Origin of the sequence: Rhodoferax sp. WC2427 (genome assembly GCF_040822085.1) — a bacterium.
Classification (GTDB): Bacteria; Pseudomonadota; Gammaproteobacteria; order Burkholderiales; family Burkholderiaceae_C; genus Rhodoferax_B.
The window spans coordinates 3,542,223-3,555,715 of sequence record NZ_CP162006.1 but is presented as its reverse complement, the minus strand read 5'-3'; the positions used below and the strand labels follow the sequence as shown (position 1 = coordinate 3,555,715).

14 protein-coding genes and 1 tRNA gene are annotated in these 13,493 nt (G+C 63.8%); 9 read left to right on the top strand and 6 right to left on the bottom strand.

The genetic code is table 11. The annotated features are described in order from the left end of the window. Nucleotide 1: 1 nt before the first annotated feature. From fahA to hppD, 3 genes are read right to left on the bottom strand one after another with little or no spacing between them, the layout of a single operon-like run. Nucleotides 2–1,252, bottom strand: a complete 1,251-nt coding sequence (gene fahA, locus AB3G31_RS16610) for a fumarylacetoacetase (protein ID WP_367847184.1) — start codon at nucleotides 1,250–1,252, stop codon at nucleotides 2–4. Next, nucleotides 1,249–1,788: a VOC family protein gene (locus AB3G31_RS16605; RefSeq protein WP_367847183.1), complete on the bottom strand. Its 540-nt coding sequence runs from the start codon at nucleotides 1,786–1,788 to the stop codon at nucleotides 1,249–1,251. The genes fahA and AB3G31_RS16605 overlap by 4 nt, the downstream gene beginning before the upstream one ends. Beyond that, nucleotides 1,785–2,861, bottom strand: a complete 1,077-nt coding sequence (gene hppD / locus AB3G31_RS16600) for a 4-hydroxyphenylpyruvate dioxygenase (protein ID WP_367847182.1) — start codon at nucleotides 2,859–2,861, stop codon at nucleotides 1,785–1,787. The genes AB3G31_RS16605 and hppD overlap by 4 nt, the downstream gene beginning before the upstream one ends. Before the next feature lie 148 nt (nucleotides 2,862–3,009). On the opposite strand from hppD, the gene AB3G31_RS16595 reads away from it, so the two are divergent. Together AB3G31_RS16595 and AB3G31_RS16590 are read left to right on the top strand one after the other, a co-directional pair. After that, on the top strand, nucleotides 3,010–3,375 hold the full coding sequence (locus tag AB3G31_RS16595; protein ID WP_367847181.1) for a CidA/LrgA family protein: 366 nt from the start codon (nucleotides 3,010–3,012) through the stop codon (nucleotides 3,373–3,375). Continuing rightward, complete coding sequence (locus AB3G31_RS16590; protein ID WP_367847180.1) at nucleotides 3,368–4,084, top strand: LrgB family protein; 717 nt, start codon at nucleotides 3,368–3,370, stop codon at nucleotides 4,082–4,084. Before AB3G31_RS16595 ends, AB3G31_RS16590 begins: the two co-directional genes overlap by 8 nt. 6 nt (nucleotides 4,085–4,090) lie before the next feature. Here the strand turns inward: AB3G31_RS16590 and AB3G31_RS16585 are convergent. Both AB3G31_RS16585 and AB3G31_RS16580 read right to left on the bottom strand, forming a co-directional pair. Next, nucleotides 4,091–4,167: transfer RNA gene (locus tag AB3G31_RS16585), tRNA-Pro, on the bottom strand. Nucleotides 4,168–4,193: 26 nt separating this feature from the next. Beyond that, complete coding sequence (locus AB3G31_RS16580) at nucleotides 4,194–5,177, bottom strand: polyprenyl synthetase family protein (protein WP_367847179.1); 984 nt, start codon at nucleotides 5,175–5,177, stop codon at nucleotides 4,194–4,196. 147 nt (nucleotides 5,178–5,324) lie between these two features. On the opposite strand from AB3G31_RS16580, the gene rplU reads away from it, so the two are divergent. The 4 genes from rplU to proB all read left to right on the top strand — a co-directional run bounded on the left by rplU (nucleotide 5,325) and on the right by proB (nucleotide 8,377). Beyond that, entirely contained in the window at nucleotides 5,325–5,636 is a 312-nt protein-coding gene (gene rplU / locus AB3G31_RS16575; protein WP_295960805.1) for a 50S ribosomal protein L21, read from the top strand. A gap of 12 nt (nucleotides 5,637–5,648) precedes the next feature. Continuing rightward, nucleotides 5,649–5,909, top strand: coding sequence for a 50S ribosomal protein L27 (gene rpmA, locus AB3G31_RS16570; protein ID WP_315429619.1), 261 nt, complete (start codon nucleotides 5,649–5,651; stop codon nucleotides 5,907–5,909). Between the two features lie 167 nt (nucleotides 5,910–6,076). Beyond that, complete coding sequence (gene cgtA, locus AB3G31_RS16565; RefSeq protein ID WP_367847178.1) at nucleotides 6,077–7,162, top strand: Obg family GTPase CgtA; 1,086 nt, start codon at nucleotides 6,077–6,079, stop codon at nucleotides 7,160–7,162. A gap of 51 nt (nucleotides 7,163–7,213) precedes the next feature. Further along, complete coding sequence (gene proB, locus AB3G31_RS16560) at nucleotides 7,214–8,377, top strand: glutamate 5-kinase (protein ID WP_367847177.1); 1,164 nt, start codon at nucleotides 7,214–7,216, stop codon at nucleotides 8,375–8,377. A gap of 22 nt (nucleotides 8,378–8,399) precedes the next feature. Here the strand turns inward: proB and AB3G31_RS16555 are convergent, their stop codons facing one another. Next, nucleotides 8,400–9,011 (bottom strand): RNA pyrophosphohydrolase, encoded by a 612-nt coding sequence (locus tag AB3G31_RS16555; RefSeq protein ID WP_367847176.1) that lies wholly within the window; start codon nucleotides 9,009–9,011, stop codon nucleotides 8,400–8,402. Nucleotides 9,012–9,114: 103 nt separating this feature from the next. Between AB3G31_RS16555 and AB3G31_RS16550 the strand changes: the two genes are divergently transcribed. The 3 genes from AB3G31_RS16550 to AB3G31_RS16540 all read left to right on the top strand — a co-directional run bounded on the left by AB3G31_RS16550 (nucleotide 9,115) and on the right by AB3G31_RS16540 (nucleotide 13,481). After that, complete coding sequence (locus AB3G31_RS16550) at nucleotides 9,115–10,872, top strand: proline--tRNA ligase (RefSeq protein WP_367847175.1); 1,758 nt, start codon at nucleotides 9,115–9,117, stop codon at nucleotides 10,870–10,872. Between the two features lie 40 nt (nucleotides 10,873–10,912). After that, the gene (locus tag AB3G31_RS16545; protein ID WP_367850367.1) at nucleotides 10,913–11,506 is read left to right on the top strand and encodes a lytic transglycosylase domain-containing protein; all 594 of its coding nucleotides are present in this window, start codon (nucleotides 10,913–10,915) and stop codon (nucleotides 11,504–11,506) included. A 241-nt stretch (nucleotides 11,507–11,747) separates the two neighbouring features. Beyond that, nucleotides 11,748–13,481, top strand: a complete 1,734-nt coding sequence (locus tag AB3G31_RS16540) for a ShlB/FhaC/HecB family hemolysin secretion/activation protein (RefSeq protein WP_367847174.1) — start codon at nucleotides 11,748–11,750, stop codon at nucleotides 13,479–13,481. The last annotated feature ends 12 nt before the right edge of the window (nucleotides 13,482–13,493 follow it).

Below are 13,493 nucleotides of genomic sequence, written 5' to 3'. Positions count from 1 at the left end.
CCTACAGCTCCCGCGCGGGCAGCACCGTGCCCCGGCATTCGCCAAAGCCGATACGCCGATAGCCTGCGCGCTCGCAATACGCGCGCAGGATGACCGTATCGCCGTCTTCCAGGTAGCTGCGGGTTTCGCCGTTCGACAGGGTGATGGGCTGCTTGCCGCCTGCGCTCAGCTCCATCAGCGAGCCGCCTTGCTCGGGGCGGGGGCCGGACAGCGTGCCGGTGCCAAACAGGTCGCCCGCGCGCAGGTTGCAGCCGTTCACCGTGTGGTGCGCCACCAGTTGCGCCACGGTCCAGTACGCGTCGCGGTAGTTGGACTGCGACAGCCGGTCGCCCGCCTGGCCCGCGGCCTGCATCTGTGCCGTCTGAATCCACACCTCTAGTTCAATATTGATAGCACCTCTCGCCCTATTGGCGGGCGATAGCAGGTAATTCAAGGGTAAAGGGTCGCCTTCGGGGCGGACGTGCGGCTCGCGAAACGGCTCCAGGGCCTCCAGCGTCACCACCCAGGGCGAGAGCGTGCTGGCGAAGTTCTTGGCCAGAAACGGCCCCAGCGGCTGGTACTCCCAGCCCTGCACGTCGCGCGCGCTCCAATCGTTGAACAGCGCCACGCCAAACACATGCTCCTCGGCGCTGTCCATGCGGATGGGCTGGCCCAGCGGGTTGGGCTGGCCGATCACCAGGCCCAACTCCAGCTCGTAGTCCAGCTTGCGGCTGGGGCCCAGGGTGGGCGCGGCCTGGTCAGGGGCCTTGGTCTGGCCGTGGGGCCGGTGGAAGGGCGTGCCGCTGGGCACGATGCTGGAGGCGCGGCCGTGGTAGCCAATGGGCACCCATTTGTAGTTGGGCAGCAGTGGGTTGTCGGGCCGCAGCTGTTTGCCGATGGTGGTGGCGTGGTGGATGCTGGTGTAGAAGTCGGTGTAGTCGCCGATCTCGCAGGGCAGGCCAAGTTCCACCTCTGCCTGGGCGTGCAGCGCGGCCTGGAACTGCGCTTGCTGGGGGCTACCGAGCGTGAGGCCGTCCACCAGGGCCTGGCGCAGGCTGCGGCGGGCTTGCGCTGGCTGCGCCATCAGGTGCTGCATGTCGCCGTGGTCTATCAGCCCGGCGGCACGCAGGTCCAGCACCTGGTCGCCAATGGCCACAGCTATGCGCCAGTCGCCGTGCTGCCGGAAGCGGCCAAACGGCAAGTTCTGCAAGGGGAAGTCGCTGGCCGGGTCGTTGGCCGAGGCGACCCAGCTGCGCAGGTCCGCCGCCGTCATGCCGCGGTCTCCCGGTGGTGCAAAAAGGCGGCGTGGCGCGGGGCGCGCTTGGTTTGGGACCACTCTTCCAGCATCTCCCATTTCACCGCGTCGAGCCGGGCCAGCGTGGCGGCCTCTTCCGGGTCGGGACAGGCCAGTTCCAGCCGGTGGCCGTTGGGGTCGAAGAAGTAAATGGAGTGGAAGGCGCCGTGGTCGGTCACGCCCAGCACGTCCACGCCATTCGCCTCCAGATGGGCCTTGAACTCCAGCAGCTCGGCCCGGTCTTTGACCCGGAAGGCGATGTGCTGCACCCAGGCGGGGGTGTTGGGGTCGCGGCCCATGGGGGGCTGGGTGGGCAGCTCGAAGAACGCCAGCACATTGCCCTGGCCTGCGTCCAGAAACACGTGCATATAGGGGTCGGGGGCTTTGGTACTGGGCACAAAGTCTTCGGCAATCGCCAGCACAAAGTCCATGTGCAGCATTTTTTGGTACCACAGCACGGTTTCTTTGGCGTCCTTGCAGCGGTAGGCAACGTGGTGGATGCGGTCTATTTTCATGCGGTCTCCAATGCGCCACGGATAATTTGGTCGCGCTCCAGCGATTCAAACAGGGCCTTGAAATTGCCTTCGCCAAAGCCCTCGTCGCCCTTGCGCTGGATGAACTCGAAGAACACCGGGCCGAGCTGGGTTTGCGAGAAGATCTGCAGCAGCAGGCGGGGTGTGCCGCCCTCCGTCGATCCGTCCACCAGGATGCCGCGCGTTTGCAGCTCTGTCACCGGCTGGCCGTGGCCGGGCAGGCGGCCATCAAGCATCTCGTAGTAGCTGTCGCTGGGCGCCGTCATCAGCGGCACCCCGGCCAGGGCCAGGCGGTCTACCGTGGCCAGCAGGTCGTCGCAGATCAGCGCGATGTGCTGGATGCCTTCGCCGCTGAACTTCATCAAAAATTCTTCGATCTGCCCGCCACCCTGGCGGGCTTCTTCGTTCAGCGGAATACGGATCTTGCCGTCGGGGGCGGTCAGCGCCTTGGAGGTCAGGCCGGTGTACTCGCCCTGGATGTCGAAGAAGCGGATCTCGCGGAAGTTGAAGATGCGCTCGTAAAAGTGCGCCCAGAACGCCATGCGGCCCCGATAGACGTTGTGGGTCAGGTGGTCGATCAGCTGCAGGCCGTGGCCCACGGGGTGGCGGTCCACGCCGTCGATGAAGTCAAAGTCAATGTCGTAGATGGATTTGCCGTCTTCAAACCGGTCGATCAAATACAGCGGCGCGCCGCCAATGCCCTTGATGGCGGGCAGGTTCAGCTCCATGGGGCCGGGGTGCAGCTCGATGGGCTGGGCACCCAGCTCCAGCGCCCGGCGGTAGGCGTGGTGCGAGTCCTTCACCCGAAACGCCATGCCACAGGCGCTGGGGCCGTGCTCGGCGGCGAAGTACCCGGCCACGCTTTTGGGCTCGCGGTTGACGATGAAGTTGATGCCGCCCTGGCGGTACAACACCACGTCCTTGGAGCGGTGCTTGGCCACCAGGGTGAAGCCCATGCGCTCGAACACCGGCTCCAGCACGCCAGGGGCGGGCGATGCGAACTCCACAAATTCAAAGCCCATCAGGCCCATCGGGTTGTCGAACAAATCTGCCATGCTGTGTATCCTTGTGCTGCGATTGGGTAGGGCCATCATCCAATAGGCGGTGCGCAGTTTTCAATCAACTTACAGCGTCAACTATGCAAACAACACAGGATTTCAGCGCGGGAGTTAGCACCCACGCAATGCGTGGAGCTCTCGCGCCATGATGGCCCTGCGGGGGTTGGCCTATCTGCTGCTGCTGCAGGCTGCCGGGGAGGGGCTGGCGCACTTCTTTGCGCTGCCGTTTCCGGGGCCGGTGGTGGGTTTGGTGCTGCTGCTTCCGGCGCTGGGCCTGGCCTGGGTGCGCGAGCCGGTGGCGGCCGCGGCAGAGTTGTTGCTGGCGCATTTGTCGCTGCTGTTCATCCCGGTGGGGGTGGGCGTCATCACCCACATGGCGTTGGTGTCGCAGTACGGCGTGCAGTTGCTGGTGGTGATTGTGCTGTCCACCTGGATCGGCCTGGCGGTGACGGCGCTGGTGCTGCGGGCTTTGTTGCGGGACGACCCGGTGAACAAGGACGCCCATGGCTGATTTCGTCCAACTGTGGGTGTTTTTGTCGGCCACACCGCTGTTTGGCCTGACCGCCACGCTGTTGACCTACGCCGCCGCGCAGGCGGTGTACGACCGGTGTGGGCGGGCGCCCTGGGCCAACCCGGTGCTGTGGTCGGTGGTGGTGCTGGGCGGCGTGCTGGTAGCCACCCGCACGCCGTATCCGTCGTATTTTGCGGGTGCGCAGTTTGTGCATGTGCTGCTGGGCCCGGCGGTGGTGGCGCTGGCCTGGCCGCTGTGGCTGCGCCGTGCCGAATTGCGCCGACGCGGCGTGGCCTTGACGCTGGCCGCCCTGGCCGGGGGCACGGCGGCAGCGGGCAGCGCGGTCGCCATTGCCTGGGCGCTGGGCATGCCGGGGGATGTGGTGCGTTCGCTGGCCCCCAAATCCGTGACCGCCGCCGTGGCGATGGGCATTGCCGAACGCATCGGCGGTGTGCCCGCGCTGTCGGCGGTGTTTGCGGTGCTGACCGGGCTGGTGGGGGCCTTGTCGGGCAAGTACCTGTTCAACCTGCTGAAAATCGATGCCTGGTCGGTGCGCGGCTTTGCCTTGGGTACGGCGGCCCACGGCATCGGCGCGGCGCGGGCGCTGCAGGTGCACCCGGACGCCGGTGCCTACGCCGGCATCGCGCTGGGCATGCAGGCCGTGCTGTCGTCGTTGCTGATGCCCCTGCTGTTTGGCTGGTGGGGGTGACCTGGGTGGTCGGGGTGAGAGGATTCGAACCTCCGGTCTCTACGTCCCGAACGTAGCGCTTTACCTGACTAAGCTACACCCCGATAAAGCTGGTGGTTACGCCGCAGCGCTAGGAGCGGCGTTCCAATAATTGCGCGGCTAATTGTAGCAAGCCGTCGGTGTAGGCATTGGGCTGGAAGTGCTTTGTGGCCTCTACCGCGCGCTGCGCCTCGGCGGCGGCGGCTTGGCGCGTTACGTCCAGCGCGCCAGTGCTTTTGACAATCGCAATAATTTCGTCCAAGCGTTCGGTTTCACCGGTTTCAATAGCGCCGCGGATCAAGGCGCATTGCTCCGCACTGCCGCGCCGCATGGCTGCAATCAGTGGCAGGGTGGCCTTGCCTTCGCGCAGGTCGTCACCCAGGTTTTTGCCCATTTCGGCGGCATCGCCGTCGTAGTCGAGCACGTCGTCAATCACCTGGAATGCCGTGCCCAGTGCCTGGCCATAGGCGGCGCAGGCGGCCTCTACCTCGGGTGTGCTGTGGGACAGGATGGCGGCCAGCCGGGCACTGGCTTCAAACAGCTTGGCGGTTTTGGAGCGGATCACGCGCAGGTAGGCAGCTTCGTCGAGCGAAGCGTCGTGCATGTTGACCAGTTGCATCACCTCGCCCTCGGCGATCACATTGGTGGCGTCGGCCAGAATTTGCATGATGCGCATGTCTTTGGCATCGACCATCATCTGGAAGGCACGCGAGTACAGAAAGTCGCCCACCAGCACGCTGGCCGGGTTGCCAAAGGCCTCGTTGGCGGTGGGGCGGCCCCGGCGCAGGGTGGATTCGTCCACCACGTCGTCGTGCAGCAGGGTGGCGGTGTGGATGAATTCCACCACGGCGGCCATGTTGAAACGCTGCGCATCGGTATAGCCCAGGGCTCCGCACATCAACAGCAAAATTGCAGGCCGCAGGCGCTTGCCGCCAGCCGAAATGATGTACTGCGATACGGTGCCCACCAGCGGTACGCCAGAGGCCAGGCGCTGTGCAATCACTAGATCCACCTCGCGCATGTCATCGGCAATGAGGGCGAGGGCGGCGGCGGTTCGGGAGGAATTGACGGACAAGGTAAAAAACGGTTAGTTACGCAATTATAGGAAGTTCGCAGCTGCAAATTGCCCACCAAAACAACGCGATTAGTGGTAAGCGCCGGACAATGCTAGAATCTAAGGCTCTGTGGAAATCCGTCTGCAGATTTAGTGAAGAGGTCAAGTATGTACGCGGTCATAAAAACCGGAGGCAAACAGTATCGTGTTGCTTCTGGTGAAAAAATTAAAGTAGAACAGATTGCTGCGGACGTAGGCCAAGAGATTGTGTTTGATCAGGTTCTGGCAGTCGGCAACGGCAGCGAGATCAAGGTTGGCACCCCCTTGGTTTCCGGCGCAACGGTTACGGTCACGGTAGTGGCTCACGGCAAGCACGACAAAGTGGGCATTTTCAAAATGCGCCGTCGTAAGCACTACATGAAACGCCAAGGTCATCGCCAGCAGTTCACCGAACTGCAAATCGGCGTGATTGCAGCATAACGGGCACAGGTCATGGCACAGAAAAAAGGCGGCGGCTCTACGCGAAATGGGCGTGATTCAAACCCCAAGATGCTGGGTGTGAAGAAGTTCGGCGGTGAACTGGTGAGCGCAGGCGCGATCATCGTTCGCCAACGTGGCACCAAGTTCCATCCCGGCACCAATGTCGGTATTGGCAAGGACCACACCTTGTTTGCTTTGGTGGCGGGCCATGTGTCCTTCGCTATCAAGGGTTCGATGAACAAGCACCAAGTCGTCATTACACCTGCGGCCTAAGCCCTGGTTAAATAGATCGCTTGGATCCCCCCGAAGCCCCGCCTCGTCGGGGCTTCGGTGTTTCAGGGACACCCAAGAGGCTTCTGGAAATTTGATTTTGGGCTTGCAGAGATGCTGCCCGAGAATCATATTTCGAGAGGACTCGCAATTTTGATATTGGAATCGGTATGAAATTCGTTGACGAAGCCTTCATTGACATCTCCGCAGGCGATGGCGGGGCAGGGTGCGTGTCGTTTCGTCACGAGAAATACAAGGAATTCGGCGGCCCCAACGGTGGCGACGGTGGCCGGGGTGGCCACGTGTACGCGGTGGCCGACATCAACCTGAACACGCTGGTCGATTTCCGTTTCTCGCGCCGCCACGATGCCAAGCGTGGCGAGCACGGCATGGGCTCCGACATGTTTGGTGCTGCCGGTGACGACATCATTTTGAAAATGCCGGTCGGCACCATCATTTCCGATGCCGAAACCGGCGAGAAATTGTTTGAGCTGCTGGTCGAAGGTGAAGTCATCACCATCGCCAAGGGCGGCGACGGCGGGTTTGGCAACATGCGCTTCAAGAGCGCCGTGAACCGTGCGCCCCGCCAGAAGACGCCCGGTTGGCCTGGCGAAAAGCGCAGCCTGAAGCTGGAGCTGCGTGTGCTGGCCGACGTGGGCCTGCTGGGCATGCCCAACGCCGGTAAATCCACCTTCATCACCGCCATTTCCAACGCCCGTCCGCGCATTGCCGACTACCCGTTCACCACCTTGCACCCCAACCTGGGTGTGGTGCGTGTCGGCCCCGAGCAAAGCTTCGTGGTGGCCGATTTGCCGGGTCTGATCGAAGGTGCCGCGGAAGGTGCAGGTTTGGGCCATCTGTTCTTGCGCCACCTGCAGCGCACCCGCTTGCTGCTGCACATTGTGGACATGGTGCCGTTTGACGACTCCGTGGACCCGGTGGCGCAGGCCAAGGCCATTGTGGGTGAGCTCAAGAAGTACGACGATGGCCTGTACAAAAAGCCGCGCTGGTTGGTGCTGAACAAGCTGGACATGGCCGAGAGCGACAAGCGTGCGGCCCTGGTCAAAGACTTCGTGAAGCGCTTCAAGTTCAAGGGCCCGGTGTTCGAAATTTCGGCCCTGACCCGCGAAGGCTGCGAACCGCTGGTGAAAGCGATTTACCAACACGTCAAGGCGCAGCAACTGGCCGAGCAAACACCGGTGGAAATCGACCCCCGGTTTGTGGTGATGCCGTCCGATACCGCGGCCGAAGAGTAACTCCTAAAATCATAGCTGCTTGCGCTTTATTTATAAGCGCTACATGCCTAAATGACACCTATTTTTGCTTCAACGGTATTGCGGGATGCCCGGCGCATCGTGGTCAAGGTGGGCTCCAGCCTGGTCACCAACGAGGGCCGGGGTCTGGACGAACAGGCCATCGGTGAATGGTGCCGCCAGTTGGCGGTGCTGGTCAAAGGGCGGGAGACCGCAGACCAGCCAGTGCGCCCACGCGAGGTCATCATGGTCTCCAGCGGGGCCATTGCCGAGGGCATGAAGCGCCTGGGTTGGACCACCCGGCCCCGTGCCGTGCATGAACTGCAGGCGGCCGCAGCCGTAGGCCAGATGGGCCTGGCGCAGATGTATGAGACCAAGCTGCGCGAAAACGGCCTGGGCAGTGCCCAGGTGCTGCTGACCCACGCCGATCTGGCCGATCGCGAGCGCTACCTCAACGCCCGCTCCACCTTGCTGACCCTGCTGCAGCACGGAGTGGTGCCGGTTATCAACGAAAACGACACCGTCGTCAACGACGAAATCAAGTTTGGCGACAACGACACCCTCGGTGCGCTGGTGGCCAACCTGGTCGAGGCCGATGCGCTGGTGATCCTGACCGACCAAAAAGGCCTTTTCACCGCCGACCCGCGCAAAGATGCCACCGCCACCTTTGTGCACGAGGCCCATGCGGGCAACCCGGCACTGGAGGCCATGGCAGGCGGTGCCGGCTCCAGCCTGGGGCGCGGCGGCATGATCACCAAAATTTTGGCGGCCAAGCGGGCTGCCGGTTCGGGAGCCTCTACCGTGATTGCCTGGGGCCGTGAGCCTGACGCGCTGGTGCGTTTGTCGCGCGGCGAAGCCATCGGCACTTTGCTGGTGGCGCAGACCCAGAAAACCCAGGCCCGCAAACAGTGGATGGCCGACCATCTGCAGATGCGTGGTGCAGTAACGGTGGACGCCGGTGCTGCCGCCAAGGTGCGCGACGGCGGCAAGAGTTTGCTGCCCATCGGCATGACACAGGTGGAAGGTGATTTCTCGCGTGGCGACGTGATCGCCATCCGTGACACCCATGGCATCGCCATCGGCCGCGGTCTGGCCAACTACGCCAGCGCCGAGGCGCGGCTGATTTGCCGCAAGCCGTCGAGCGAGATTGAAAGCCTGCTGGGTTATGTGGCCGAAGCCGAGATGGTGCACCGCGACAACCTGGTGCTGTCGCGGTAGCTCCTAGGCGGTAACCACGTTGCTAAGGATGGCTGAGCTGCGGGTCCGGGTCGAAGGTGGCACCCGGCGGCAGCTCGAAATGCGCACCTTGCGACTCTTCAAAGCAGCCTTCGCCATCGCGGCCCCGCATATTGCTGCGCAAGAAGCGGTTGCGGTAGTCGCAGCGCGGCAGAAAGCGCGATAACTCGGTCAGCGCCATCTCGTACACGCCGCGTTTGAATTCCACCACCACATCCAGCGGAACCCAGTAGTCGTTCCAACGCCATGCGTCGAACTCCGGGTGGGTGGTGGCGCGCAGGTTCAGGTCCCAGTCGTGGCCAACCAATTGCAGTAGATACCAGATCTGTTTCTGGCCTTTGTAGTGGCCGCGTGCATCCCGGCGGATGAAGCGGTCCGGCACCTCGTAGCGCAACCAGTCACGGGTGCGGGCCACAACGCGTACATGCTCAGGATGTAGACCTACTTCCTCGTGCAGTTCGCGGAACATGGCCTGCTCGGGGGTTTCACCCCGGTCAATGCCACCTTGCGGAAACTGCCAAGAATGGGTCCGTATGCGTTTGCCCCAAAATACCTGATTTCTCTGGTTGAGCAGGATGATGCCGACGTTAGGCCTAAAGCCTTCGCGGTCAAGCATAATCAAACCCCAATTTTTAAACTGTATCCATTATGCACAGCGATACCTGTGTATCAAGCGATACAGCCTGTTTTCCCGACCCCACTAGCCCTGAAACTCGCCCATGAAAGCCTCCCAGTTCCTCATTTCCACGCTCAAAGAAGCGCCATCCGATGCCGAGGTGGTCAGCCACCAGCTCATGACGCGGGCGGGCATGGTCAAAAAACTGGGCGCAGGCATCTACAGCTACATGCCCATGGGCCTGCGGGTCATTCGCAAGGTGGAGGCCATCGTGCGTGAAGAGATGAACCGCGCCGGTGCCATCGAGCTGGCCATGCCCGTGGTGCAGCCCGCCGAGCTGTGGCAAGAGACGGGCCGCTTCGAGAAGATGGGCCCCGAGATGCTGCGCTTCAAGGACCGCCATGAGCGCGACTACGTGATGCAGCCCACCAGCGAAGAGGTGGTCACTGACATTGCCCGGCAAGAATTCCGCAGCTACAAGCAGTTGCCGAAAAATCTGTACCAGATCCAGACCAAGTTCCGGGACGAACGCCGCCCCCGCTTCGGCCTGATGCGGGGCCGCGAATTCACCATGAAAGATGCCTACAGCTTCGACCGCGACCCAGATGCCGCCAAAGCCAGCTACCAGAACATGGCGCAGGCCTACCGCAAGATCTTTGACCGCTTTGGCCTGACCTACCGCGCCGTGGCCGCCGACAGCGGTGCGATCGGTGGTGATCTGAGCGAAGAGTTCCAGGTGATTGCCGCCACCGGCGAAGACGCCATCGTCTACTGCCCCACCAGCGATTACGCCGCCAACATGGAAAAAGCCGAGGCGCTGGCCCCCCAGGCCGCGCGGCCCGACCCCAGCCAGGCCTTGACCAAAACGCTCACGCCCGACAAAAGTACGTGCGCCGCCGTGGCCGAGTTTCTGGGCCTGCCGCTGAAGAATTCCGTCAAGTCGCTGGTGCTGGCCACCGAGCAACTCGACGACCAGGGCGCGGTGGTCAAGGTGCAGGTGTGGCTGCTGCTGCTGCGCGGCGACCATTCCATGAACGAGATCAAGGTGGCCAAGGTGCCCGGCCTGGGCGACGGCTTCCGCTTTGCCTCCATCCCCGAGATCGACGCGCATTTTGGCTGCCTGCCCGGCTACCTGGGCCCGCTGAATTCCAAGTTGCCCATCAAGCTGGTGGTCGACCGCGAAGTGGCCGTGATGGCCGACTGGGTCTGCGGTGCCAACGAGGCCGACTACCACTACACCGGCGTGAACTGGGGCCGCGACCTGCCCGAGCCCGATGCGATTGCGGACTTGCGCAACATCGTTGAGGGCGACCCTTCGCCCGACGGCAAGGGCGTGCTGGCCATTGAGCGCGGCATTGAAATCGGCCACGTGTTCTACCTGGGCACGAAGTACAGCCAGGCCATGAACGCCACCTTCCTGGACGTGAACGGCAAACCCCAGTTCATGGAAATGGGCTGCTACGGCATCGGCATCACCCGCCTGCCTGCGGCGGCCATCGAACAGAACCACGACGCGCGCGGCATCATCTGGCCCGACGCGCTGGCCCCGTTCACCGTGGTGGTCTGCCCCATCAGCCCCGACCGCAGCCCCGACGTGAAGGCCGCTGCCGACACGCTCTACGCCCAATTGCTGGCCGCGGGCGTGGACGTGATCCTGGACGACCGTGGCGAGCGCCCGGGGGCCATGTTTGCCGACTGGGAGTTGATCGGTGTGCCGCACCGCATCACCGTGGGCGACAAGGGCCTGAAAGACGGCCAGGTGGAATACCAGCACCGCCGCGATGCCGCCGCCACCAAGGTCGCGGTGGGTGACGTATTCGCTTTTGTGCAAGCGCGGTTGGCACCCGCTACCGGAGCCTGATGCTTTGGACCCGCGCAGGATTACCAGAAGAAATGCAGTCCTGCGCTCTTGTGGCCTGCTTGGGCTGCTATCAAAAATAGAATTGGCCCAGGCTGGGAGCCAAATTGAAGAGCCCCTGGCCGATGCCGTGCGCGGGGCCCTGAGTTCGGCGGTGCACAACGCTGCGCCGCCCGTGCCCGAGTTTTCCAATACCGAAGCCCGCCTGGCCTATTTGCGCTGGCTGGCGGCCATGAGCGACCGCCTGCGGTCCAAAAAGCCCGATTGGGCGGTGCGCAGGGAGTTTCTGGAAACCGTCTGGTACGAAAGCCACCGGGCCGGCCTGGAGCCAGCCCTGGTGCTGGGCCTGGTCCAGGTGGAAAGCAATTTCCGCAAATTTGCCGTCAGCAGCGTGGGTGCGCGCGGCTACACCCAGGTCATGCCTTTCTGGACCCGGGTGCTGGGCGATGGCGATCCGGCCAAACTGTTCCACATGCAGACCAACTTGCGCTTTGGCTGCGTGATCTTGCGCCACTACCTGGACCGGGAGGGCGGCGACCTGTTCATGGGTCTGGGCCGCTACAACGGCTCGCGGGGAAAAGCACCATACCCCGGCGCGGTACTGTCCGCACGCAAGAACTGGGTTCTCACCCCTTAACGGGCCGACGAGGCCATACAACCCTCCACAGTCGTCGGAGATTGTGCACAAAATCGCGCTTTTTTGTGCCATTGTGTGTACAGTAGTTTCCAAATATTACAAGACAAATGGCCGCGACACCGGTGGCCTGGCGGCGCCTGTTCTTCGCTCTCGCTTCTCGGGTTCCTCCAAATAACTGCGAATGCCGCAAACAATAAATTTGAATATGCAGCAGATATGCCCATGGTTTATTGTTTCGCTGGTGGCCAGCCTCGTGTGCCCGGTGCGGGCCCAAGGCTTGCCGACGGGCCCTGTCGGGGCGGGTACTTTGCTGGAGCAGCAGCGCCGCCTGGCGCCAGCCGTTCCCGCGCAAACGCCAGAGTTCGGCGTACTGCCGGTCGCGCCTGCATCGCCAGCGCCCGACCTCCCGGTCCATTCGTCCCAACGTACCACCGTGCGCACCTTCGTCGTTACGGGCAACACCCTGCTAGACCCCGCTGAGGTGCAGGCTGCGCTCGCCCCCTGGGTGGATCGCCCGGTCGGCATGGCCGATCTGCGCCAGGCGGTTGCGGCAGTGGAAGATGTGTACCGTCGGCGGGGCTGGCTGGTCCGGGCGGGCCTGCCAGGCCAGGACATCACGGACGGTACGGTCCAGATCACGGTGACCGAGTCCCGTGTCGGCCAGGTACGGCTGCAGGCATCGGAAACGCCTGTGGGTGCTGCCCTGGCCAGCCGAGTCCAGGCGGTGCTTGCGCACTATCTGCCCGCAGGCCAACCGCTGAACCTTTTGGCGCTGGAGCGGGCTCTGCTGCTGGCCGACGACCTGCCCGGTGTGCGCGTGACCGGCAGCCTGCAGGCCAGCGACACCCCGGGCAGCACCGACGTGGTGGTCGCCTTGAGCTCCAGCGTGGCCTACCGGGGCGAAGCCAGCCTGGACAACGGCGGCAACCGCGCCACGGGCAGCGAACGTGCCACGGCCCAGCTCAGCCTACTCTCGCCCCTGGGCCAGGGCGAGCAAATCAACCTCTACGGCAGCGCCAGCCGGGGTAGCCAATACCTCAGCCTGGGAGGCAGCCTGCCCGTAGGCAACCAAGGCTGGCGCATCGTCGGCGCCGCCAGCGTACTGGCCTACAAAGTGCAGGAGTCGCAAAACACCACCACCGGCCTGCCCCCCGAAGGCGGTAGCACCACCCTGGGTGCCAGTGTGCAATACCCCCTGGTACGGACCGCCGTGGCCAGTGGGCTGGTCTCCGCGGGCTATGCGCAAACCCGGCTGTTGAACCGCGACGACAACCAGACCCTGGGCACGCTGGAGCCCACCAGCCGCGCGCGCAGCCGGGCACTCATCTTGGGGTGGGTCGGCAACCAGTTTGACCGCTGGCAAGGCGGCGGAGCCACCAGCGCCAGCCTGACCCTGGGCACCGGCCGCCTCAGCCTGGACGGCTCGCCGGCCAGCACCATCGCTGGCGATACGCAAACCGTTGCCACCCAGGGCCGCTACAGCAAACTGCGCTGGACTGCCAGCCGCCTGCAAACCCTGAACCCCGGCCTGTCGCTAATGGCATCGGCCACCGGCCAATTCGCCAGCACCAACCTCGACCCCTCCGAGAAACTGTACCTGGGCGGCATCAACGGCGTGCGCGCCTACCCCAATGCCGAAGGCGGCGGCAGCACCGGCACCCAGGCCAGCCTGGAGCTGCGCCAGGACCTCAGCGCCCAGTGGCAGGCCAGCGCCCTCTACGACTGGGGCCAGGTCCAGCAGTACAAACACAACCATTACGCCAGCGCCACCACCACGCCGCTACTGGCCCGCAACCGCATCACCCTGCAAGGCGCAGGCCTGGCCCTCACCTGGCACGGCGCGCACGGCACCCAGATCCAGGGCACCTGGGCCCACCGCATCGGCAGCAACCCGCTGGCCACCCCCAGCGGGACCGACACCGACGGCAGCCTGTCCACCAACCGCCTTTGGCTCACCGCCAGCATCGCTTTCTGAGGAGGTCCTTCC

Excerpts from the sequence above, each read along its gene's own strand:
- proB (WP_367847177.1), top strand. The coding sequence starts at position 7,214 with ATGACACCTATTTTTGCTTCAACGGTATTGCGGGATGCCCGGCGCATC.
- rplU (WP_295960805.1), top strand. The coding sequence starts at position 5,325 with ATGTACGCGGTCATAAAAACCGGAGGCAAACAGTATCGTGTTGCTTCT.
- fahA (WP_367847184.1), bottom strand. The coding sequence starts at position 1,252 with ATGACGGCGGCGGACCTGCGCAGCTGGGTCGCCTCGGCCAACGACCCG.
- AB3G31_RS16605 (WP_367847183.1), bottom strand. The coding sequence starts at position 1,788 with ATGAAAATAGACCGCATCCACCACGTTGCCTACCGCTGCAAGGACGCC.
- AB3G31_RS16555 (WP_367847176.1), bottom strand. The coding sequence starts at position 9,011 with ATGCTTGACCGCGAAGGCTTTAGGCCTAACGTCGGCATCATCCTGCTC.
- AB3G31_RS16550 (WP_367847175.1), top strand. The coding sequence starts at position 9,115 with ATGAAAGCCTCCCAGTTCCTCATTTCCACGCTCAAAGAAGCGCCATCC.
- cgtA (WP_367847178.1), top strand. The coding sequence starts at position 6,077 with ATGAAATTCGTTGACGAAGCCTTCATTGACATCTCCGCAGGCGATGGC.
- hppD (WP_367847182.1), bottom strand. The coding sequence starts at position 2,861 with ATGGCAGATTTGTTCGACAACCCGATGGGCCTGATGGGCTTTGAATTT.
- AB3G31_RS16595 (WP_367847181.1), top strand. The coding sequence starts at position 3,010 with ATGATGGCCCTGCGGGGGTTGGCCTATCTGCTGCTGCTGCAGGCTGCC.
- rpmA (WP_315429619.1), top strand. The coding sequence starts at position 5,649 with ATGGCACAGAAAAAAGGCGGCGGCTCTACGCGAAATGGGCGTGATTCA.
- AB3G31_RS16590 (WP_367847180.1), top strand. The coding sequence starts at position 3,368 with ATGGCTGATTTCGTCCAACTGTGGGTGTTTTTGTCGGCCACACCGCTG.